This is a genomic window from Paenibacillus sp. FSL H7-0716 (genome assembly GCF_038002705.1).
In the GTDB taxonomy this organism is placed as follows: domain Bacteria; phylum Bacillota; class Bacilli; order Paenibacillales; family Paenibacillaceae; genus Paenibacillus_AQ; species Paenibacillus_AQ odorifer.
The window spans coordinates 110,071-131,747 of the sequence record NZ_JBBODA010000006.1 but is presented as its reverse complement, the minus strand read 5'-3'; the positions used below and the strand labels follow the sequence as shown (position 1 = coordinate 131,747).

Sequence of the window (21,677 nt, the reverse complement as noted above, 5' to 3'; positions counted from 1 at the left end):
GTATAGTTAGAAAAAGGCTGTCCCCAAAACGTTCATGCCCAAAACCATAAAAGTCAAACAGAACAGCGATTTCCCTAATATTGGGCAATCGCTGTTCTGCATTTTTGGTCAACTACTGTTTGCTTCAGTAGATTATGGGCAAGTGAAAGCCACCTGATCTCTATCGTCACTTTTTTGTGCCGCAAAGCAGAAATCACTGGAATCCCCGAAATCCCCGAAATCCTCGTTTGTTCTTCGGTTATCCAAATACACTTTCCGGTTCCGTCACTCGGCGTACGGCGGAGCATCCTTTATTGAAAACCAATTGAATCAAGGGGCGTACCTAATGATGCTCCAAATGATGCTCCAAATGATGCAATAAGTGAAGCACTGATACAGCAATTAGGGAATTTCTCCCTGAAATTCAGAGATTTCTGTTCATCAGACATATAATTAGGGAAAACTTCCCTAAATTTTGGCCGATTCAGTAACTAATAAAGAAATCCCCCTGATTATTAGGGAGGAATTCCCTGATTTTGTCCTTTTAGAGCGAATATCGGCTATTTTCAGGGAGTATTTCCCTAATTAGTTTACACTTACGCTGCCCATCGCACATCGCACATCGCATACCATTTCACTATTTTTGGGACAACTTTACTGAAGACTTTGCGGCATACAGATAAGCAGTACCGCAAAAGAATTGTGGTTTTAACGAACGTTGTTTTCGGTGAAACGTCCTGCCTGTTTATATACAATTGGATTAAATAGGAAAATATAGTTCCTTATATCTAAAAAGGGTAGGTGATAATATTGCTCTCAGACAAGAAACAATCTCTTCTATTTATTATTATCGTATGGGCAATGGCGTTAGGGATGTTGCTGCTTCCGGAATCGGCGCAAGGTCTGTATGGATTTACTCCTTTTTTCACAGTATGTATCATGATGTTTCTAATTGTGAGAGATGGATACAGTGCTGAGGGATGGAGAAGGTTGGGCTTCAAATTTAGGGGAGGCAAAGAATACATATTGGCTTTAGTTATTCCCTTAGGTTCACTGGGAGCGGGATATGCTGTCTATTGGATGGGATGGAACTCAAGCTTAATTTCTTCAGATTCATGGATCAAGACTGCTATATATTTGCTCGTTTACATTGTTCTTGGTTCATTATCTGCTTTGGGGGAAGAGATCGGTTGGAGGGGCTGGCTGCTCCTGCGTTTTCAATGGATGGGAAGAGTAAGTTCTGGTGTAACAATGGGCTTAATCTGGGCTATATGGCATTATCCGGCGATTCTTGGGCCGCGTGCTTATCATTCCTCTGGAAGCCGCTGGCTCGTGGTGGTGCTCTTTACCTTATCTGTTATGTTTGCGGGCATCATTATAAATGAACTGCGTCTGTCCTCCGGTAGTATTTGGCCGGCAGTGCTTTTACACGGAACTAATAATGCTGTAGACAGTGTTTTGCACAATATTACTGTCAGTTCTTCACCTATGTTGGAGTATGTAGCCGGGGAGAGTGGTTGGGTTCCAGTGATTTTATATGGCTGCGCAGCTATATGGATTCTGAATCGAAACCACAGAGTGAACCAGCAAAAAGCCAGGATAGAGCTATAATTCAATGTGGATATTTAGAGGAGAAGGAATATCATGCATAAAAGTATATAATTTCCTTTGTGATTCATATAAAATGGTAGGGGAATACCAAATAAGAATAGAGATATGTATAATTTTGTTCGTTCGGGGGATTTGAAATGACAGTAAAACTCCGCCAGTTATTCATATCAGGGTTACTTTGCATTTTTGTTTTTCTTATTATTCATTTTGTGTGGGTCATTCACTCTAACATCTTGCTTGGCGTTGGTCTGGAGCAGAATGAAGAAGGCCAATATTATATTGCTGAGGCAGACGTTTCAAGCGAAGGGTATAAACAGAATCTAAGGGAAGGGGATATCTTATTACGGGTTAATGGGAAACCGATTGATAAAGTGGATGAAGCTGTGAGATATGGAAGCTTAACTCAGGTTCAATCCGTTGACCTTCTTCGTAACTCCAAAGGGGGGGCTCCACTTGCTTTGCATTATGATATTGAGAATAAATCCTCCATATATCATACGTTTACCCAGCTTGTAGTCCCTGGAGCGACATTTGTTTTTTTTGCAGTGTTAAGCCTTCTATTATACCGCAGGAGAAGCGGGGATCGCTCAGCAGAGCTGCTGATTTTATTCTTTTTATTAGTCGGAATAACTTACTTTGCGGGATATGCCTCAAGTAGATCTGATCTTATAAGTAGAATCGCGATGGGTTGCGTGTTGCCTTTGATTCCACTGGTTTTTATTCACTTTCTCCAAGTATATCTGAAACGATTTGATGTATTAGTTCTATCTACTACTGTAATCAAAATATACTATGGCCTGGTCATTTTACTAAGCCTATTTTCCACCTCCAGTCTAATGGTTTACTCATGGGATAGATCCTTGTATGCCTTCATAAGGTTAATTATTATTGGGTTCTTTGTTTTTGGGATTTTTTACAGCATATTTAAGCTGCTATATTTATACATTACTTATCGAAACACAGCGCTTAAATCGATGTTTAAAATTATGCTTACCGGACAAATCCTTGCGTTTACACCGTTTGTTCTCTTCTCAGCTGCACCCATTGCTGTTGGGGTGAACTTGATCCCTTACGAAATTACTACGATCTTTTTGTTTTTGATGCCAGTTACTTATTTTTATCTGCTGACGGCTAGGCAACTATTTGATATTGATTTCGCTTTTAATCGGTTTAAATATTATTTACTAATTGCTTTTTTTCCCGCGCTAATGATTGTAGCCGTGCTTGCGATCATTCAAAGCAGGCAAGAGTATGATTGGATCAAATGGATTCAGATGTTTTTGGTTGTATATTTATCTATTACAATCTTTTTATTCTCTAAGGAGAAAATAGATTATTATTTCCGGCCTAAACTGTTCCGTGAGCTTTATCATTATCAAGGTAGTCTGGAGCGATTCTCGAAGCAAATCTCCAAGGTGATGAAGCGGTCTGATTTGGAGGCTGCAATTTACAAGGAAATCAATGAGATTTTACCGGTTAGTCGGTCTGCTTTTTTTGAGAGAGATGAGGATATGAGTAACCTCGAACAAATAGTCGACAATTCGGGCCAAGAGATCAACATAGAATTTGTATCGAAATCTCCAGTTTTTAAGGTAGGAGAAGTAGTTCAACTCAAACAGGGGATCTTGCTCGTAATCGGACGTCACCAAAAAAAATTTCATCTCCTCTGGATTGATCATAAGAAGAACCATACAAAGCTTAATTCGGATGAGCTTAACTGGTTAAATACCCTCGCAAATTATGCGAGTATTGTCTATGAGAATTTATATCTTATTGAAGGCTTGATTGAAGACCTTGAAGCAGAGATGAAAAAAGAGCTACATGCAGCACCATGGGTTCTACGCCTGATCTTTAATTTATCAGAGAAAGAACGCAGAAAGCTTGCGGCGGATTTACATGATTCTGCTCTTCAGGATCAGCTCATTTGGCTTCGCAGGCTGGAAACACTAATCTCCGATCACGATATTGACGCGGATATTTTACCAGAGCTGCTTCAGATTAAAGAGGGACTTCTGGATGTGATATATCAGATTAGGGAGACCTGCAATGAACTGCGTCCGCCGCTGCTAAGAGAGACCGGAATTGTGAAGGCACTGGAACTATTGTTTGAGTATGCCCAGCTGCAGTCCAACTACATTATCACCTTTACATCCAGTCCGATTGGTGAGCTAAGTGATGACCTGGTGATTGCGTTGTATCGAATAGTACAGGAGCTCCTGCGGAATGCCGGGAAACATGCCAAGGCGAATCAGATTGAAATTGAGCTGGACCAGCAAGAGCAGCTCTATTTCCGATATAAGGATGATGGGATTGGCATGAATATAGTTGATATCAGGGAATCTTTTCAGCATATGGGCCTGTCCGGCATCAAAGAACGTGTTGCGAGCTTAGAGGGGCAATGCACTTTTAACTCGGAGAAAGGGAAGGGACTGGAGGTTATTATTTATTTACCGACAATGGCTTTTGTAGAAGAAAAGCACAGAGGAGGCGATGACGATGATACGTATCTTGTTGGTTGATGATCATCCTTCTGTCGGAGAAGGAACTAAAACTATGATTGAGCAGGACGCGGATATGGAGGTTACTTTTGTTTTGTCAGCGATGGAAGCTTTGGATAGGCTGGAGCAACAAGAATTTGATGTAATCTTATGCGACCTCAACATGCCTACGATCAGCGGACTTGAATTCGCCAAAAGAGCCGTTCAACGTGATCCTGAATCTAAAGTGGTGATTTATACCGGATATGAAATCAGTGCTCATTATAATCTTTTGATGGAGTCAGGGGTCACAGGATTTATCTCTAAGACAGCTTCCCGAGAACAGTTGTTAAATACTATTCGTTGTGCGCTGAGGAATGAGGCGGTCATTCCGGTGTCTTTACTTAAACAGCTACGAAGAAATGATATCAAGATATCTAATCACCGGGATAATCGTCTGCTTGAAGAAGTGTCCATTAATCAAAGAGAACAGGAAATACTCCAAGAAGTAGCTAGTGGAAAAAGCAATAAAGACATAGCCAGCAAGCTTTTAATGTCACAACGAACTGTGGAGTATAACCTGACGAGAATCTTTGAGAAGCTTAGTGTACATTCCAGATCCGAAGCTATAGTGGAAGGAAAGCGACTGGGTCTTGTTAGGATGGAGACTTTCTAAGTTGAATAATCATAAGAGTGCTGGAGACAGCGAGGGTTCCCAGTAGAAGAAATATGTCTCCTTCAAATTGCCCACCTAAGATCATCATTGCAATAAATTGAATAACGGCGACGATCAATCCGATCTGGAAAAATCGGTATTTGCCTTGCTTGATCGCAACATACATCTGAATGACCCCTACATTTAATAGAACATAAATAACAACGGCAATCGCTATCCACAGCCATTTAGCTTCCTCTGTTCCAGCAAATGTGGACCACATCGCTAGTGGAAGGGCATAACAATTAATCCCTATTAGAGTAATGGCCCATACAACCCAATACATAGTTTTGTTAGTTTTATTCATGGTGTTAAGCACCTCACTTTTGCATCTTGATCGTCATTACCTGTAATTCATAATTCTGAACCATTCCGGTATTTAGTTGTATTATTCTGAAGAATTCAAGGAGGAACATCCATATGATTGACATGAACCAAATATTTTTGATTACAGATATCCCAGGTTACTCGCCGCAAATCAGCCGACTTTTATCCATGATGAACTATGCAAGATATACAACATTAGAAGCCGTTAAGGGTCTATCTGTGGGACAACTGGATTATTTATTAGACCCACAGAGTAACTCTATTGGAGCGTTATTATTGCACTACGCTGCGGTAGAATTTGCATATCAAGTGGCAACGTTTGAGCAAAGAGATTTGTCTGAAGAAGAGCTAAAAAGATGGGGGCCAGCATTAAATTTAGGCGATGAAGGACGAGCCAATATTAAGGGGAATGACCTGAGCTATTATTTAGATCGCCTAAATGAAGTTAGACAAAAGACTTATGAATTATTCGCAACCGTCGATGATAATTGGTTATATACTGAAGAGGAATTCTGGCATAACAAACCTGCGAACTACTATTTTATGTGGTTTCACGTTTTTGAGGATGAAATCAATCATAGAGGCCAGATTAGGCTGATCCGAAAAAGAGCACTAGCTTAAGAAAGGAGGCGCGCGAATGGAGTACATAGAGAAAAATATAAAGCCTTTATTTAAGAAATATCCGCTGCTCTCGAAATTTGTATTAACAGTGGTGATTATAGACATCGTTTATTACGCCGGAAAACAAGTTGGAGGATTAGCTTATTACCTCATGCACTAATTTCTTTCGAAAATAAGTCGAATAGAGAAGGCGAGTTCCACTCATTTTGAGTGTGAATTCGCCTTTTTATATTGCTTAACCTAAATATCTGCTGTAGCTCTGACTCTTCCATGTGGCTATCCAGTTCATTATCAGTTCACACAAATTTGTTAGGATATGAAACATCAAAAGAGATATAGAGCATGACCAGGAGAGGAAGAGAAATAAATGAAAATATTAGAAGTTAAACATGTAAAGAAATCATATACTTTGTACGGTAAAGAAAAGGTGCCAGTACTCCATGATGTGAATCTAAGCTTTGAGACAGGTGAATTCGTCTCTATTCTAGGTGAGTCTGGCTGCGGAAAGTCCACACTGATGAACATCATTGGGGGAATGGACTCCGATTATGAAGGCGAGGTCCTTGTCCGCGGAAAGAATTTAAGCACGATGACCGAAAAGGAAATGGATGATTATCGCAAGAACAATATTGGCTTCGTTTTTCAAAATTTCAATCTGATCCCGCATCTGTCAGTTTTGGAGAATGTTACAGTGGCGATGCAGATGACGGATACCAGTGAGAAGGACCGTAATAAACGTGCTATAGATATTTTGACTGAGGTAGGCTTGAAAGAGCACCTGAAAAAACGTCCGAATCAGCTGTCCGGTGGACAGAAGCAAAGAGTGTCCATCGCCCGCGCGCTAGCGAATAATCCTGATATTATTTTGGCAGATGAACCTACAGGGGCCTTGGACAAGGATACCGGCGATCAAATTTTAGCCTTATTGGACAGCATAGCCAAAAGAGGGATATTGGTCATTACCGTGACCCACTCACAGAAAGTAGCCGACTCTGGTACCCGTATCGTAAAGGTTGAAGAAGGAAGGATTAAAGATGATATTCAGTTAAAGGACCGCTCTTTGATTAGTTACGATGGAGGAGAGGGGTCATCCCGGAATCTCAGTTTATTTGCATCTTTTAAAATGGCTCTGCAGAACATGAAGCTCAACGCCAAACGTAATGTATTGGTAGCTTTGGGTGGGTCTATTGGTATTTTAAGCGTACTGTTGATGCTTTCCTTAGGGAATGGAATTACGAACTATATGAATGACGAAATTAATTCAAGTATGGATCCTTTACTCGTGGATATAACTAAACCCAATGAAGAAGCTAAAGGTATGCAAGGTCCAGAGGCAATGATGTTGCCCGGCGAAACGTTTACGGCTGCCGATATTGAAACCATCAGAAATATTCCAAATGTTGATTATGTAGAAACCATCACTTCCATTTCGGGCAAATCTACTATGGTTTATGCAGATCAGACGGTTAGTCTTACACAATTAACAACCTTAACGGATGCTTTTGCTAAAGAGACGATTACCGCAGGGGCTTTTCCAGAGGGCAAAGAGATATTATTACCCGTGAAAACGGCAAGTAAATTAAGCGGAAACGACAGTCCGGAGTCTTTGGTAGGGAAGTCGATTTATCTATATATTAATGAAATGGATGCTAAGCATAAACCGGTCACATTGGAACAAGAAGTCACTATCTCTGGTATATATGAAAGCACTGATCCAAGAGCGCAAATGCAACCCACGGGTTATCTTCCAGCGCAGACTCTGGAGCAAATGTATGCTGACAAGGCGATTACAATAGGTCCAATACAAGTTAATGCTTTTGCAACCGATATGAAATATGTGAATGATATTAATGCAGCCGCTGTTGATGCTGGGTTCTCAGGTTCTCAATCGGCAAAAATCATGGAGCGAATCACAACTTATGTGAATATGGCTACTATAGTTCTCTCTGGTATTGCCGGGATTTCACTTCTCGTATCAGGAATCATGATATTGGTTGTGCTATATATCAGTGTAGTGGAACGGACTAAGGAAATTGGGATCCTTCGGGCAATTGGCGCAAGGAAAAAAGATATCAAACGTATATTCTTTTCTGAATCAGCTTTATTAGGTGTATTCAGTGGTATCTTTGCAGTACTCTTTGCTATTGTCATTAGTTATGTGTTAAATATTCTCTTGGACAATGCTTTTGGAGTGAAACTTATTAATCTATCCGGTTATTATGTGTTATTTGGGATCGTTGTGAGTACCCTGATTAGTATTATCGCAGGTTTGATGCCATCCTCTAAGGCTGCCAAACTGGATCCAATGGAATCTCTACGATATGAATAAATAGGTTAGCGGAGAGGAAAATTGAGAGATGAACACGATTCTAGTGGCGGATGATGATTCTCATATCCGTAGATTAATACGATTATATCTTGAAAAAAACCAATTTTCCGTAGTGGAAGCAGCAGACGGTCAAGAGGCATTAGACATTCTAGCGCATACAAAGATCGATTTGGTTATTGTAGATGTGATGATGCCAAATGTAGATGGTATTGAATTGACCGAAGATATCCGGTCTTATATCGATATTCCAATTCTGATGGTTACAGCTAGAGGAGAATCTAAGGACAAAGTCAGAGGATTTAATGCCGGATCAGATGATTATTTAGTCAAACCGTTTGATCCCATAGAATTGGTCCTGCGTGTAAAATCACTATTAAAAAGATATCATTTAACCTCCTCGAGTGTGATTCAATTAGGCGCAGTGATGATTGATCTGGGGAATTTGAACGTTGTTGCGGCTCAAAGAACGGTGGAGTTGAAGAAAAAGGAATGTGAGTTGTTATTTGCTCTGGCGGGTTCGCCAGGGCAAATATTCACGCGTTCTCAGCTCATAGAAAATATTTGGGGTGTCGATTATGAAGGCGACGAGCGTACGGTAGATGTGCATATCAAACGTCTGAGAGAAAGATTGGAATCGATCCCTGAGCTAATTATTTCTACGGTAAGAGGACTTGGATACCGTCTGGAGTTGGCCTAAATGTTGAAAAAAAACCTGCGGTTGGGCATCGTTATTACGTTCATTGGGATTGTGATCATCAGCTTAATGATCTCTTTTTTGCTAAATGTACGGTTTTCCGAAAATAATGTGACCCCAAACCATATCTTCATTAGAGTAGCTGGAGACGTAGCCAAAGTGCTTACCCTAATCGATGATCCGGAAAAAGCACAGGCATTTACTAAACTACTCAATAAATATGGTGTCGATATTGCGAAAGTGAGAGTGAATGAGTGGAGTGATGCTGTTTTTTCAGTGGATAAGGAGAAGCTTGCCGCTCTATTTAAGCCAGATTCCACAGACGCAGTGATGCTTAATGATAAGTCTGGTGTTGCTATTGTTGGCATTCCCATCGTAGATAAGGAGAAAGCCGCGCTCATCATTAAAATTGATTTTTCGTCGAGCTTGATCACATTCAGACGCAACGTATTTTTTACACTTCTAACGGTCTTAGTCATCGGAAGTTTACTGATTCTCTTGATGTCTGGATTCATTGTGAAGCCTATCAAACGTCTGACGGAAGCAGCTAAGAAAATGGCATCAGGGGATTTATCTGTTAGATTGACGTATAAAAATCAAGATGAGTTCGGTGAACTGATGGAAAGCTTTAATCATATGGCTAGTGAGCTGCAAAAGATAGATTCAGTTCGTGATGATTTTGTCAGCAATGTGTCCCATGAAATGCAGTCTCCACTTACGTCGATTAGAGGGTTTACTCGAGCGCTGCAAGATGGGGTCGTTCCAATAGAAGAGCAAAAAGAACATCTGGATATTATTTATCAGGAAACGCTGCGCTTATCCCGCCTAAGTGACAATCTGCTTAGATTAGCCTCGCTGGATTCAGAACATCATCCGGTTAATCTCACCACTTTTCAGCTGGATGAACAGTTAAGAAGAGCGATCGTTCTGGCGGAGCCACAATGGGCACAGAAAAACATTCAGATAGAATTAGATTTATTGCCCTGCGAAATTACGGTGGATAAAGATTTGTTTGATCAAGTCTGGCAAAACCTAATCAATAATGCTATAAAATATACAAGCCAAGAGGGTATCATTCATGTCGAAATCGAGAGGTCTATAGCGTTTGTGAAGGTTTCTATTAAAGATTCTGGTCAAGGCATACCAGAGGCAGCATTGTCCCGTATTTTTGATCGTTTTTATATGGTGGATAAAGCGCGGAGCAGCGTTCATAAAGGGAATGGACTTGGATTATCTATTGTATTAAAAATTCTAAAAATGCATGATTGTAAAATAGAAGTGGAGAGCAAGGTTGGGGAAGGAACCCAGTTTATCGTCTCGATCCCTGTCTCTCAACCCTATGAATAGTTAACAGGCTGAAGCTTAAGGCAAACGCTGAGGGGGAAGATGATGATGCTAGAGCGAAATCCTATCTATTTACGTGAACTAAAGTTTACGGACTGGCAAGATGTTCATGCCTATTGTTCGCAAGAACGTGTATGCCGTTTTCAAGCTTGGGGTCCAAATACTGCTGATCAGACCCTTTTATTTGTTAACCAGACACTAGAAGACTCTCAAAAAGTTCCCAGAACTCGGTTCGCGCAAGCCATAGTTGCAGTAGGAACTGAACATTTGATCGGCATGATTGAATTAAATATTAGAAGCCATACGGACAGAAGCGGCGAAATCGGCTATATTGTCCATCCTGATGCCTGGGGACAGGGAGTCGCTACAGCAGCGGCCAGACGAATGTTGAAATTTGGTTTTGAAGAACTGCAACTACATCGAATATATGCGACCTGTGACCCTAGAAATAGCGGATCATCCAAGGTACTCACCAAGATAGGTATGACCTATGAGGGAAGATTAAGGGATGCTTTGCTTATTAAAGATGGATGGCGGGATTCTTTGATGTTCAGTATGTTGGAGCATGAGTGGACGGTAGCCCGCTAAAAAATTAACTCTTGATTCCCAATGGTAAGTTCACTAGAATATAAGTAATAGCTTATATACTTTTGAGAGGAGGAGAGAAGGAAATGCAGACACTAATGGAAATTGCTGAAGACTTGAAGTTGTTCGGAGATAAGACACGATTGGCAATGCTTTCTCTTCTGAAAGAGCGGGAATGGTGCGTGTGTGAATTCGTTGATATCTTTGATATTTCCCAGCCGGCGATTAGCCAGCATTTACGGAAATTGAAAAGTAGAGGAATCGTTAGGGAAAGCAAGCGGGGACAGTGGGTACATTATTCGTTAAATGTCGAGGATAAACCACATCTTAAGGCTGTTCTTCAACAGATGCCTAGTACCAAATCGATATTGGCTGAACTGAATAAAGAGGCTAAAGAGCCATGCTGCGACTAAATTTCAGGTAGGGATTTTTATGATTTATATATAACCATATAGTTATATGATGATGTTGGATTGAAGTCACATGCTTATATAGGAGTGTTGAAAAAGATGTGGATTGGCAGTAAAAGGGGGATGGCACTTTGGCTATTGTAGCTATCCTTATATTTTTAGTAACTTTAATCCTTGTAATCTGGCAGCCCCGTAATTTATCGATTGGATGGTCAGCCTGCGGTGGCGCGATCATAGCTTTGCTAGCTGGGGTAGTCAGCTTTAATGATGTTCTGGATGTAACGCTTATCGTGTGGAATGCTACTTTAGCATTTGTGGCTATTATTCTGATTTCTTTAATTCTGGATCGAATCGGATTTTTTGAATGGGCTGCATTACATATGGCACGGGCAGCCCGCGGGAATGGCAGACGAATGTTTGTGTATGTCATCGTACTTGGTGCGTTAGTGTCTGCATTTTTTGCGAATGATGGAGCGGCTCTGATTCTTACGCCTATTGTGCTTGCGATGGTAAGGGCGTTGCATTTTGATGAGAAAAAAGTTTTTCCGTTTATTATCGCCAGCGGTTTTATTGCCGATACCACCTCACTGCCGCTCGTGGTCAGCAATCTGGTCAATATCGTATCGGCGGATTTTTTCGGAATTACGTTTATGGAGTATGCAGGCAAGATGATTATACCTACGCTGTTCTCACTTGTGGCGAGCATCGTGGTGCTCTATTTCTTTTTTCGTAAAAGTATTCCCAAGCACTTTAACGATTCACAGCTAAAAGATCCGCATGAGGCGATTAAAGACAAAAAAATGTTCCAGCTGTCATGGATTGTATTGGCTGTTCTTTTGGTAGGGTATTTTGTCAGTGAATTTTTGGGTATTCCGGTATCTGTGGTTGCGGGGATCATAGCTATTTTGTTCCTGCTTCTCGCGAGAAGAAGCCCTTACGTCAAGGTGAAAGAAGTGATTACAGGAGCGCCTTGGGCGATTGTGTTCTTTTCCATTGGAATGTATGTCGTAGTATATGGACTTCGAAATGTTGGGCTGACGGATTTACTTGCTAAGATGATTGGGTCTATTGCTGATCAGGGCTTATTTGCCGCAACGATGGGTATGGGCTTCATAGCTGCATTGATCTCATCACTGATGAATAATCTGCCTACCGTTCTGATTGACGCGCTTGCCATTGATGCGACGCATACCACTGGAATCATTAGAGAGGCTTTAATATATGCGAATGTTATAGGCTCGGACTTAGGACCGAAGATCACTCCGATTGGCTCACTCGCCACACTGCTGTGGCTACATGTACTTTCGGCTAAAGGCGTGAAGATTTCTTGGGGAACGTATTTTAAGACAGGTATTATTTTAACCATTCCAACGTTATTTATTACGCTTTTAGGTCTTTATATGTGGTTGTTGATTAACTAATTTGGACAGGGGAAGATCAAGATGAACAAGAGAACGATTTATTTTTTATGTACAGGGAATTCCTGCAGAAGTCAGATGGCTGAAGGCTGGGCTAAGCAATATCTAGGAGAAGAATGGAGCGTGTTCAGTGCAGGTATTGAAGCTCACGGTCTAAATCCAAAAGCTGTACAAGCCATGAGCGGAGTAGGTATAGATATTTCCGGCCAGACTTCGGATATTATTGATGCTAATCTGCTGAATAATGCCGATCTGGTCATTACCTTATGTGGAGATGCTGCGGATAAATGTCCAATCACCCCTCCGCAGGTCAAACGGGAACACTGGGGCTTCGATGATCCGGCAAAAGCGCAAGGGACGGATGAAGAGAAGTGGGCAGTGTTCCAGCTTGTGCGTGACCAGATTGGTGAGAGAATCAAACAATTTGCGGAGACGGGTGAATAAGCAAAGGGAGGAAGTAACCTATTCTTTTAACTTAGGGTATTTCACCACGGGCCATTTCACTTTCCGTAAGGCATTGATCACTTCGGGCCCAACGTTCAAATTACTTTCAACTAATTCATGGGGAGTGAGAGCCATCCATTGGTTCAGAGAAACGTCGGCAAAACGGTCACTTTTGAACATTTCGAGGAACCACAACGATTCTTCTCCTGTATTCTGAATATAATGTCCAAATGCAAAAGGAACATACCCAACATCGCCTGCCCTGTAATTAAAGGTACGTGCTGCACCGTTTCCGGCAAACACAGTCATCCGTCCTTTTCCCGTAAGATAATATTGCCACTCATCGTTGTTGGGGTGCCAGTGGAGCTCTCTCATTCCTCCAGGTTCAATCTCTACCAGTGCAGCAGCCACGGTCTTAGAGACCGGAAAGTTGCTGGAGTCAACGATTCTGACGCTCCCGCCAGGAGTCTTTAATGGAGGCTGTGCCAACAGCGAATGTTTGAAGCTCTGTGGAATTTCTCCATATGGCGATTGCACCTTTTGGCTTTGTAATGAGCCGGGAACTTGATCCTGATAAATATAGACTTGTTCAGTGGGGATGGAGTCAAAGGCCTCAGCAGGTATTCCAAAGTTAGCTGAAAGTACCTCTTTAGGCGTATGAGCGAACCAATCGGAAATAGACAAGGTATTCAGATCGGAGAAGCTCCCGTCGTCAAAGACTAGGAGGAATTCGCAGCCTTCTTCAAGACCTTGTATAGAGTGAGGAATACCCGGCGGAAAATACCATAGATCACCAGGTCCTACATCTGATATAAAGTTCCGTCCATTCTGATCCACAGCAGTAATCCGGGCGCGGCCTAACAGCATATAAGACCATTCCGCTTGCTGATGCCAGTGAAGCTCTCGTACTCCACCGGGGGTCAGGCTCATATTCACACCTGCCAGTGTAGTTGCGATAGGGAGTTCTCTGACGGTTACTTCTCTGGACCAGCCACCATGATTAAGCTGCATATGCGCATCGGAGAAAGAAAATTTCAAATTGGGAACCAGGCCCGCATCCGTTACCGGAGGTACGAACATATCCGGGTTCTCAAGATCCCGTATAACATCGCGGGGTCCTTTATCTAGTCCCCCTGTGCCATCGCTTCGGATGGGCTGGGGGATGTTTGTTTTGTTTGCCGAATCCTGTCCAGCAGAAGTCATAAGATGTTCTCCTTTCTTGTTCCTTAAGAGTTCAATGAAAATATATGCTGAATGCTGTCTTTTATGATGGATAGCAGAAGTGGTACAAGTTGACATGTGTAGGGTCATCATTGATTATTACTAATAGAGGCTAAGGTTCTAGATGAACTGGAGAGGGGTTTGTGATGATTCACATCAAGGAGTCCTTACAACGATTAGGGAAAATAAAAGCTTATGTAATAGGTCTATTAGTGATTATGTTCGCCGCGGGATCTGCGGTTACACCTACATCGGTGTCGGCAGCTGTCCAGTTAGGGACACAGGTAATGCCACTGTCATACGGGGGATATTACGTGCTTTTTCCAGGTAAACTAGCCCCTTATTTCAAAGCAGGTAAATTAATGGTGCCGATTCGAGCCTTCTCCAATGCGATTGGCGCAGATTTGCTCTATGACGCTCTGAGCAAGAGTATTACTGTTTCACTGCTGGACCGATCGGTAGGAAATATTAAAGCAGGGCAGCTAGAGGCAGATTTTAATGGGGAGACCGTAGATTCATTAGGCGTTGCTCCAGAGATAAAGGATGGCACTCTGTTTGTTCCGGCTTCCCCCATTTTAGAAGGGCTTAAGTCTTTTCGCTGGGAAGTGCAATTTAATAATGTGAATAAATTAACCCTTGGCATTGGGGCCAGAAAAGGGGAGGAATGGGTGAAGCCTGAGGCAGATCGTGCGCTTGCTCCTTATCCACTCGAAACGACAGCACATCCGTATCCTTTATATCCTACTATGCTAACGCAGGCTCAATCCGGGAAAGAATATAGATTAACCTTAAGCGTGCAAAATACCTCCGGATTCATCATCCCTCAAGGAAACGCGGAATTAGAGCTGGTGAGTGTGGACAGTAAAGGGAATTCTTTTTATCAAACGTTGAAAGGACCTGATTCCTCAACCTCCAAAGCGGCATTATTATCATTTTCCGCTACCATTCCAACAGAGGCTGAATACGTCATTTTCAGGTCACGCACATTGAGAGCGCAGTAAGGCAATTGCTATAGATTATTCAAACAAGCTAGACAGAGAGCGGGTAAAGAAACAGATGACAGGTAACAAAGAACAGCAATATCGCTTCAGCGAAGCACCGATTTGGGAATTGCAACGAACATATTATGAAGAGCAGGGATTAAAGGCTTGGAATAATGATCAGGTCCCGCAGTACATCACGAGTAACCCTATGATTGCGACAGCATACGCAGAGATGATCTTTGGATTCCTGCAAGACCGGGCTGGACAAGGGCATCTCTCAGAGACCGTTACGATTCTAGAACTTGGAGCGGGAGCTGGCCGTTTAGCCTTCCATGTGCTTAAAAAGTTATGTGAAATCGTAGACTACGCAGATATTCCTCTTCCTCCTTTTCGTTATGTGATGAGTGATTTACCTTCCAAAAATATATCCAGCTGGCAGCAGCACCCGAGCCTACTTCCTTACGTAGAGCAGGGTATTTTGGACTTCGCTCGTTTTGATGCTGTGCAGGATGTAGAACTACATTTAGTACACGCTAAGCTCAGCATTCGGCCGGGTGATTTACAGCAGCCATTGGTGATTGTGGCAAATTATTTTTTTGACAGCATTCCGCAAGAATTAATTTATGTGGATGAAGGAAAAATATATGAATGTGAGGTTTCGATCCAGTATTCGGCGGAAGTTGATCCGGATAACCCCTCCGATGCGCTCGGCAAAATCATCCCGCAGTACCATTATCGGCGTGCAGCTAGTTATGAAGAGGAGACTTATCCCTATCATGACGTTATAGCGCTTTATCAGCAGAAGCTGGAGGATTCACATATACTCTTTCCGGTGGTGGGGCTTACTTGTCTGGAGCGGCTTGCGCGGCTCTCTACAGAGGGATTCGTGCTGCTTACAGCGGATAAGGGAGACCATCGCTTAGAGAACTGGGAATTTGCAGAACCTCCATTGCTGATTCATCACGGAAGCTTCTCTTTGACCGCGAATTATCATGCGATAGAGCATGTGCTGAAACAAAAAGGGGCGCATTCAATATTCACCAGTCATCACTATAAAAACCTGAACATCGGCTGTATTCTTATGCTTCCAACACCGCTGAGCTATACAAACACTCGGCTGGGTTACAAGCGGTTTATAGAACGTTTTGGCCCGGATGATTTCTTTAGTATGAAGGAATGGATGGATCAGCAATTAGATACGATGGGGCTGCAGCAAATTTTGGCCTTTTGGCGTCTGGGTGGGTATGATGCTGAATGGTTTATCCATAGCGCTGAACAGATTTCGGAGCTACTGCTGGGTGCCAGTGATGAAGAAATGCTGGATCTACAGCGAGGTATACAGTTGATGTGGACTGGCTATTATCCGATGGAACAGAGTTATGATCTGTCGCTAGATGCGGGGTTGCTGCTGTATGAAATGGATAAATTCGCGGAAGCATTGGGTTACTTAGAACGCTCCATGCATGCGAGTACGGAAGAACCATTGGCATCAGTGCTTTATAGCATGGCAATTTGTAACTACGAGCTAGGAGCTGAAGCTGCTGCATTGGAATACGCGCGTAGAGCTTTGGTTGCAGAGCCTGACAATGAAGTAGTATTGGAACTTCTAACGGCGCTGAGCGGGGAATAAGCACATTTACATAGGCTTATCTTTTTGGTATCCTATACAAAATAATCAAACGCGATGACGAGAAGAGTACATGAAATCATTCCTTCACAGAGAGCCTTGGATGATGAGAACAGGGTAAGGGGGATTTTATCGAAACAAGCCTCTGAGCGGCATATCGGAACCGGACTAAGGGGATGGTATGACGGGAGCTCCTGTTATAGAGCTAGAGTATAAGCACTGCGCAAGATGTTTTGCCGTACTTGATGAGATTAATATGGCGACATATTAATGAACCTGGGGTGGTACCGCGAGAATTTCGTCCCCAAGACCATAAGTCTTGGAGGTGAGGTTCTTTTTATTTTGCAGATTAAGCAGGCGGATATCACTTATAAACAGGAGGTAACACCAATGAACGAGGAACCGGAAGTATTAGCTGAGAGTTACATCGACAGATTGATTCAAGAAGAGCTGGAAGCAGGGACTTACAGTAGAGATATATGCACGAGATTTCCACCGGAGCCTAACGGGTATCTGCATATTGGCAGTGCGTATGCTATTCACACGAACTATACGACTGCGAAAAAGTATGGCGGGAAGTTCCATTTGCGCTTTGATGACACCAATCCTTTAAAAGAGGATCTGGAGTATGTAAATGCCATCATCGAAGATATTCAATGGATGGGCTATCCACCGGACCATATTTTTTATGGATCAGACTATTCTGAGAAAATATACAATAGCGCAGTTACGTTAATCCGAAAAGGAAAGGCGTATGTCTGTGATTTATCACCTGAAGAGGTGACAGCCTATAGAGGGACGCTTACGGAGCCGGGAAAAAACAGCCCGTTCCGGGAGCGTTCTGTGGAAGAGAATTTGCGGTTATTTACGGAGATGAAAGCTGAAAATTATCCGACGGGAGCCAGAGTGTTGCGGGCTAAAATAGATATGAGCTCACCTAATATCAACTTACGTGATCCGGTGATTTACAGAATCATTCATGCGGAGCATTATAGAACGGGTAACGAATGGTGTATCTATCCGATGTATGATTTTGCCCATCCTATTCAAGATGCTATCGAAGGGATAACGTATTCCTTATGCTCGATTGAATTTAAGGATCATCGGCCGCTCTATGAGTGGGTACTGAATGAGCTGGATACCCCTGAGGCTCCTAAGCAAAGAGAGTTTGGACGGGTGAACATCACCGGAGTTGTGACGAGTAAACGGTATATCAGACAACTGGTTACAGGCCATTATGTGGATGGCTGGGATGACCCGAGACTTCCTACGCTTCGTGGTTTACGCAGAAGAGGTTTTACACCGGAGAGTATCCGGAATTTTGTGAAGGAAATTGGCTTTGTCAGAAATAGCACCATTGTGGATATTGCCATGTTAGAGCATGCGCTTAGACAAGATTTGAAGGCAAAGGTTCCAAGTGTGATGGCTGTTCTTAAGCCTTTAAAAGTGGTCATTACTAATTATCCTGAGGATCATAATGAAGGGCTGACGATTGAGAATAACAGTGAAGATAAGTCACTTGGAGAAAGAGAGGTTCCTTTTTCACGAACCCTTTATATTGAACAAGAAGATTTCATGGAGGAGCCGCCAAAAGGTTATCACAGGCTGACTATGGGGAATGAAGTAAGGCTAAAGGGTGCTTATTTCATTAAATGCAATGAAGTAATCAAGGATGAAGTTACCGGAGAAATCTTAGAGCTTCGCTGCACCTATGATCCGAGAACGAAGAGCGGAAGCGGGTTTAATGAACGGAAGGTTAAGGCGACCATTCACTGGGTATCGGCAGACCATGCTATCAAGGCTGATGTTCATCTATATGAGCGGCTGCTGAAAGATAACGACGGTCCTAAAGAAGACGGTGAGCGCTGGGACGCGTATCTTAATCCAGATTCCTTAACGATCCTGAAGGATTGTTTACTGGAGCCATCAATGGGCAGCGCAAGGCCAGAGGATAAATTTCAATTGATCCGGCACGGATTCTTCTGCGTGGATAAGAAGTATACCACGGCAGATAAGCTGGTGCTGAATCGAATAGTACCGCTGAAGGACACATGGAAGAAAAATTCATAAGCAGCTTAAGCTGGGCGAAGATCGGGTAATTCCTGATCATCGTCCAGCTTTTTTTGTGCCTTGTCGTTGGTGAACAAGCAAATGAAAATTCCATATGAAACATGTTTACATTTTTCAGAAATAAGCATATACTTTAAATATAAGTTGCACAGGGGAAACTTTCGTGTATATAGACAACTTTTTCAGGGCAAGAGGAGGAATTGAAATGCTCGAACAAACTTTAGTAGAACAACCACATATAAAACAACATAAGAACTCGGTTTCAGCACAAGCCGTACTTAACGGGGAGATCAAAGGGATTAAACGATTACTTCCTTTTCTAGGCCCAGCTTTTATCGCTGCTGTTGCTTATCTGGATCCAGGTAATTTTGCCACCAATATTACGGCGGGCTCCAAATATGGATATCTCTTATTGTGGGTGATCGTGGCCTCTAATCTAATGGCTGTGCTAATCCAAGCGTTATCCGCCAAGCTGGGGATTGCGACAGGCAAGAACTTGCCTGAGATCGCTCATGATCGTTTTCCGAAGAGTGTATCTATCTTCTTATGGATTCAAAGTGAGCTAGTGATTATAGCTACGGATCTGGCAGAGTTTATCGGGGCGGCATTAGGGCTATATCTCTTATTCGATATTCCCATGCTGCCAGCAGCACTGATTACTGCGGTGGGCTCATTTGCTATCTTAGAGCTGCAACGCCGGGGATACCGCTCCTTAGAGGCAGGGATTGCCGCGATGATCCTTATAGTCGTATTAGCCTTCGCTTTTCAAGTTATTGTAGCTAAACCGGATATGGGAGCAGTTGCCGTAGGCATGTTTACACCTAAGTTTGAAGGGGTGGACAGCATCCTTTTGGCCGCAGGAATTCTAGGCGCAACCGTGATGCCACATGCGATTTACCTGCATTCATCACTTACACAGAACCGTATCGTCGGGGTGAATGAATCGGAGAAAAAACAGATTTTCAAATTGGAATTTATAGATATTATTATTGCGATGATTATCGCAGGTGCAGTAAATCTGGCTATGGTAATTGTCTCCGCGGCATTGTTTTTCAAAAATGGTCTCGTGGTTGAGGATTTGGATGTCGCGTTTCAGCAATTTGGTCACTTAGCTGGGCCAGTAACGGCGATCTCGTTTGGGCTGGGACTACTCATTGCGGGACTGTCGAGTTCCTCTGTTGGGACTATGGCTGGCGATGTGGTTATGCAAGGATTCATCAACAAAAGAATTAACCTGTACTTGCGCCGTGCGATTACCATCATTCCGCCACTAGCGATCATTGGTTTTGGTGTGAATCCAACCAAAGCGCTCGTGATCAGTCAGGTGATCCTGTCTTTTGGGATTGCATTCGCGTTGATTCCGCTGGTTGTGTTTACAAGCAATCGCCAGATTATGGGCGGGTTAGTAAATCGCAAAATGACAGCCACTCTGGGCTGGATTATCTCCGGTCTGGTTGTATCATTGAACTTGTTCTTGGTCTATCAAATGCTCGTATAAGGAAGCAGTCAAAAGAGCCCGACCCACAAATCCCCTCAGGTTATACCTGAGAGAGAGATGGGGCGGGCTTTTTTTGGAGTGTTGTTCCAGCCAGTTATTTAAAATAATCTGCAACGCCTTCGGCGATGGCTTTAGCCGCTTTTTTCTGATAGGAGGTCTTGCGGACAATGGACTCGTCTGTAGGATTGGTGAGGAATCCAAGCTCAACCAAGGTAGCTGGAATCCGATTCTCCCTTAGGATGTGATAATCGCCAAAGGACAACCCGTTGCTTTTCAGACCGATGCCTTGCCCCAACCGGGTTTCAATCGCCCGTGCCAGCTTCAAATCATCTGCTTCTGAATAAAAGAAGGTCAACGTTCCGGACACATTTTTAGGTGAAGAATTATAATGAACACTTACAAAAGCATCAGCACGCAGGGCTTGGCTCATCTGAACACGACGCGCTAACGTCGGCTTCTGATCATCTCGGGTGCGCGTCATCTCTACCCGTGCTCCTTTAGCAACAAGAGCATCGCGGACATAAAGTGCAGTATGCAGATTCAAATCTTTCTCCATGGTGTTATATGTAGTGCCAAGCATGCCCGGATCACTCCCGCCATGACCAGGATCGATGACGATCAGCTTTCCTCGTAGTCCGCCTTTATGCTGGACGGTACTTATGCTGCTCGTACTGCTTGATATGCTTCCACTTCGGATATACTGCTCTGCCACCCAACCGGTTTCACCGCTGGCTGTACGAATTCGAGCCCAGCCGTTCTGATGAAGAAGGAGAGTGACTGTATCCTTGGCTTTTAAAGAACCGAGCACCTTATATTGTGTTCCTGGGCCACTTCGGATGCGCAGAGAATCAGCCGTGACTGTAGCCTTTGAAGTTCTACTAGAAGCATTGGCTGATGTTGACGAGGCAGTATTGGTTTTAGTAGCAATAGACGTTCCAGAAGCGCTGGATTGCAGGGAGTTGCTGTTTACCTTTTTTAGGTAATAACCCGCTACCCAGCCAGAGGTGCTCCCCGCCTTAACCTTTAACCATCCGTGCTGCTCATCAGTCACAGTAACCCGAGCCCCATTCTTAATTGATCCTACAACAGTTGCATTCTTAGCCGGTTCATCGCGTACATTTAAAGAACTCGCATATACCTGTGCGGTATAACTTCCCGCTGCTGTCTTTGCTTCAGCAGACTGTGGCGCTGCTATACCCAAAAGGCAAGCTGTGAGCAGGGTGACACCTATCATTTTGTTCATAGTATCCTCGCTTTTTGAGAGTAGTCGTAATTCCTTACCCAATTTACGAGGTTTAGAATAATATTTTTTGAGAATTTGGCC

General features: G+C 43.0%; 20 protein-coding genes and 1 other annotated feature. Of the genes, 17 read left to right on the top strand and 3 right to left on the bottom strand.

Features of this window, described 5'->3' with window-relative positions; translation table 11 throughout:
• The first annotated feature begins 34 nt into the window (after window positions 1-34).
• From MHH60_RS10295 to MHH60_RS10280, 4 genes are all read left to right on the top strand, one after another.
• The gene (locus tag MHH60_RS10295) at window positions 35-157 is read left to right on the top strand and encodes a hypothetical protein (protein ID WP_256715183.1); all 123 of its coding nucleotides are present in this window, start codon (window positions 35-37) and stop codon (window positions 155-157) included.
• Between the two features lie 623 nt (window positions 158-780).
• On the top strand, window positions 781-1,590 hold the full coding sequence (locus MHH60_RS10290) for a CPBP family intramembrane glutamic endopeptidase (protein WP_143766748.1): 810 nt from the start codon (window positions 781-783) through the stop codon (window positions 1,588-1,590).
• Window positions 1,591-1,727: 137 nt separating this feature from the next.
• The gene (locus tag MHH60_RS10285) at window positions 1,728-4,109 is read left to right on the top strand and encodes an ATP-binding protein (RefSeq protein WP_076137065.1); all 2,382 of its coding nucleotides are present in this window, start codon (window positions 1,728-1,730) and stop codon (window positions 4,107-4,109) included.
• Complete coding sequence (locus tag MHH60_RS10280; protein WP_038573390.1) at window positions 4,087-4,743, top strand: response regulator transcription factor; 657 nt, start codon at window positions 4,087-4,089, stop codon at window positions 4,741-4,743. The genes MHH60_RS10285 and MHH60_RS10280 overlap by 23 nt, the downstream gene beginning before the upstream one ends.
• On the opposite strand, the gene MHH60_RS10275 is transcribed toward MHH60_RS10280, so the two are convergent.
• Complete coding sequence (locus MHH60_RS10275; protein ID WP_076137063.1) at window positions 4,724-5,089, bottom strand: hypothetical protein; 366 nt, start codon at window positions 5,087-5,089, stop codon at window positions 4,724-4,726. The genes MHH60_RS10280 and MHH60_RS10275 overlap by 20 nt on opposite strands.
• A 122-nt stretch (window positions 5,090-5,211) precedes the next feature.
• Here MHH60_RS10275 and MHH60_RS10270 point away from each other — a divergent pair, with 122 nt between their 5' ends.
• The 9 genes from MHH60_RS10270 to arsC all read left to right on the top strand — a co-directional run bounded on the left by MHH60_RS10270 (window position 5,212) and on the right by arsC (window position 12,954).
• On the top strand, window positions 5,212-5,730 hold the full coding sequence (locus tag MHH60_RS10270) for a DinB family protein (RefSeq protein ID WP_076137102.1): 519 nt from the start codon (window positions 5,212-5,214) through the stop codon (window positions 5,728-5,730).
• A gap of 16 nt (window positions 5,731-5,746) precedes the next feature.
• Window positions 5,747-5,890: a hypothetical protein gene (locus MHH60_RS10265; RefSeq protein WP_162636847.1), complete on the top strand. Its 144-nt coding sequence runs from the start codon at window positions 5,747-5,749 to the stop codon at window positions 5,888-5,890.
• Between the two features lie 207 nt (window positions 5,891-6,097).
• The gene (locus MHH60_RS10260) at window positions 6,098-8,059 is read left to right on the top strand and encodes an ABC transporter ATP-binding protein/permease (protein ID WP_076137061.1); all 1,962 of its coding nucleotides are present in this window, start codon (window positions 6,098-6,100) and stop codon (window positions 8,057-8,059) included.
• A gap of 28 nt (window positions 8,060-8,087) precedes the next feature.
• A complete protein-coding gene (locus MHH60_RS10255) occupies window positions 8,088-8,756 on the top strand; it encodes a response regulator transcription factor (protein WP_076137059.1) in 669 nt (222 codons plus the stop codon).
• Window positions 8,757-10,100 (top strand): sensor histidine kinase, encoded by a 1,344-nt coding sequence (locus MHH60_RS10250; RefSeq protein WP_081389084.1) that lies wholly within the window; start codon window positions 8,757-8,759, stop codon window positions 10,098-10,100.
• 42 nt (window positions 10,101-10,142) lie between these two features.
• The gene (locus MHH60_RS10245) at window positions 10,143-10,685 is read left to right on the top strand and encodes a GNAT family N-acetyltransferase (protein WP_076137057.1); all 543 of its coding nucleotides are present in this window, start codon (window positions 10,143-10,145) and stop codon (window positions 10,683-10,685) included.
• An 83-nt stretch (window positions 10,686-10,768) separates the two neighbouring features.
• Entirely contained in the window at window positions 10,769-11,095 is a 327-nt protein-coding gene (locus MHH60_RS10240) for an ArsR/SmtB family transcription factor (RefSeq protein WP_076137055.1), read from the top strand.
• 128 nt (window positions 11,096-11,223) lie between these two features.
• On the top strand, window positions 11,224-12,513 hold the full coding sequence (locus MHH60_RS10235) for an arsenic transporter (RefSeq protein WP_076137054.1): 1,290 nt from the start codon (window positions 11,224-11,226) through the stop codon (window positions 12,511-12,513).
• A 21-nt stretch (window positions 12,514-12,534) separates the two neighbouring features.
• Window positions 12,535-12,954 (top strand): arsenate reductase (thioredoxin), encoded by a 420-nt coding sequence (gene arsC / locus MHH60_RS10230; protein WP_076137052.1) that lies wholly within the window; start codon window positions 12,535-12,537, stop codon window positions 12,952-12,954.
• 18 nt (window positions 12,955-12,972) lie between these two features.
• Here arsC and MHH60_RS10225 read toward each other — a convergent pair whose 3' ends face one another.
• A complete protein-coding gene (locus MHH60_RS10225) occupies window positions 12,973-14,157 on the bottom strand; it encodes an oxalate decarboxylase family bicupin (protein ID WP_076137050.1) in 1,185 nt (394 codons plus the stop codon).
• A 164-nt stretch (window positions 14,158-14,321) separates the two neighbouring features.
• Here MHH60_RS10225 and MHH60_RS10220 point away from each other — a divergent pair, with 164 nt between their 5' ends.
• From MHH60_RS10220 to MHH60_RS10205, 4 genes are all read left to right on the top strand, one after another.
• Entirely contained in the window at window positions 14,322-15,176 is an 855-nt protein-coding gene (locus tag MHH60_RS10220) for a copper amine oxidase N-terminal domain-containing protein (protein WP_076137049.1), read from the top strand.
• A gap of 55 nt (window positions 15,177-15,231) precedes the next feature.
• A complete protein-coding gene (locus MHH60_RS10215; RefSeq protein ID WP_076137047.1) occupies window positions 15,232-16,788 on the top strand; it encodes an SAM-dependent methyltransferase in 1,557 nt (518 codons plus the stop codon).
• 45 nt (window positions 16,789-16,833) lie between these two features.
• Window positions 16,834-17,094, top strand: a binding site (T-box leader).
• Window positions 17,095-17,175: 81 nt separating this feature from the next.
• A complete protein-coding gene (locus MHH60_RS10210; protein WP_076137045.1) occupies window positions 17,176-18,855 on the top strand; it encodes a glutamine--tRNA ligase/YqeY domain fusion protein in 1,680 nt (559 codons plus the stop codon).
• A 205-nt stretch (window positions 18,856-19,060) separates the two neighbouring features.
• A complete protein-coding gene (locus MHH60_RS10205; protein WP_076104178.1) occupies window positions 19,061-20,353 on the top strand; it encodes an Nramp family divalent metal transporter in 1,293 nt (430 codons plus the stop codon).
• A 94-nt stretch (window positions 20,354-20,447) separates the two neighbouring features.
• On the opposite strand, the gene MHH60_RS10200 is transcribed toward MHH60_RS10205, so the two are convergent.
• The gene (locus tag MHH60_RS10200; RefSeq protein WP_076137043.1) at window positions 20,448-21,596 is read right to left on the bottom strand and encodes an N-acetylmuramoyl-L-alanine amidase; all 1,149 of its coding nucleotides are present in this window, start codon (window positions 21,594-21,596) and stop codon (window positions 20,448-20,450) included.
• Window positions 21,597-21,677 lie beyond the last annotated feature (81 nt).

What these genes read in the sequence shown, in the direction of transcription:
- MHH60_RS10295 (WP_256715183.1), top strand. Translation starts at nt 35, where the DNA reads ATGCCCAAAACCATAAAAGTCAAACAGAACAGCGATTTCCCTAATATT.
- MHH60_RS10285 (WP_076137065.1), top strand. Translation starts at nt 1,728, where the DNA reads ATGACAGTAAAACTCCGCCAGTTATTCATATCAGGGTTACTTTGCATT.
- MHH60_RS10280 (WP_038573390.1), top strand. Translation starts at nt 4,087, where the DNA reads ATGATACGTATCTTGTTGGTTGATGATCATCCTTCTGTCGGAGAAGGA.
- MHH60_RS10275 (WP_076137063.1), bottom strand. Translation starts at nt 5,089, where the DNA reads ATGAATAAAACTAACAAAACTATGTATTGGGTTGTATGGGCCATTACT.
- MHH60_RS10270 (WP_076137102.1), top strand. Translation starts at nt 5,212, where the DNA reads ATGAACCAAATATTTTTGATTACAGATATCCCAGGTTACTCGCCGCAA.
- MHH60_RS10265 (WP_162636847.1), top strand. Translation starts at nt 5,747, where the DNA reads ATGGAGTACATAGAGAAAAATATAAAGCCTTTATTTAAGAAATATCCG.
- MHH60_RS10260 (WP_076137061.1), top strand. Translation starts at nt 6,098, where the DNA reads ATGAAAATATTAGAAGTTAAACATGTAAAGAAATCATATACTTTGTAC.
- MHH60_RS10255 (WP_076137059.1), top strand. Translation starts at nt 8,088, where the DNA reads ATGAACACGATTCTAGTGGCGGATGATGATTCTCATATCCGTAGATTA.
- MHH60_RS10250 (WP_081389084.1), top strand. Translation starts at nt 8,757, where the DNA reads ATGTTGAAAAAAAACCTGCGGTTGGGCATCGTTATTACGTTCATTGGG.
- MHH60_RS10245 (WP_076137057.1), top strand. Translation starts at nt 10,143, where the DNA reads ATGATGCTAGAGCGAAATCCTATCTATTTACGTGAACTAAAGTTTACG.
- MHH60_RS10240 (WP_076137055.1), top strand. Translation starts at nt 10,769, where the DNA reads ATGCAGACACTAATGGAAATTGCTGAAGACTTGAAGTTGTTCGGAGAT.
- arsC (WP_076137052.1), top strand. Translation starts at nt 12,535, where the DNA reads ATGAACAAGAGAACGATTTATTTTTTATGTACAGGGAATTCCTGCAGA.
- MHH60_RS10225 (WP_076137050.1), bottom strand. Translation starts at nt 14,157, where the DNA reads ATGACTTCTGCTGGACAGGATTCGGCAAACAAAACAAACATCCCCCAG.
- MHH60_RS10220 (WP_076137049.1), top strand. Translation starts at nt 14,322, where the DNA reads ATGATTCACATCAAGGAGTCCTTACAACGATTAGGGAAAATAAAAGCT.
- MHH60_RS10215 (WP_076137047.1), top strand. Translation starts at nt 15,232, where the DNA reads ATGACAGGTAACAAAGAACAGCAATATCGCTTCAGCGAAGCACCGATT.
- MHH60_RS10210 (WP_076137045.1), top strand. Translation starts at nt 17,176, where the DNA reads ATGAACGAGGAACCGGAAGTATTAGCTGAGAGTTACATCGACAGATTG.
- MHH60_RS10205 (WP_076104178.1), top strand. Translation starts at nt 19,061, where the DNA reads ATGCTCGAACAAACTTTAGTAGAACAACCACATATAAAACAACATAAG.
- MHH60_RS10200 (WP_076137043.1), bottom strand. Translation starts at nt 21,596, where the DNA reads ATGAACAAAATGATAGGTGTCACCCTGCTCACAGCTTGCCTTTTGGGT.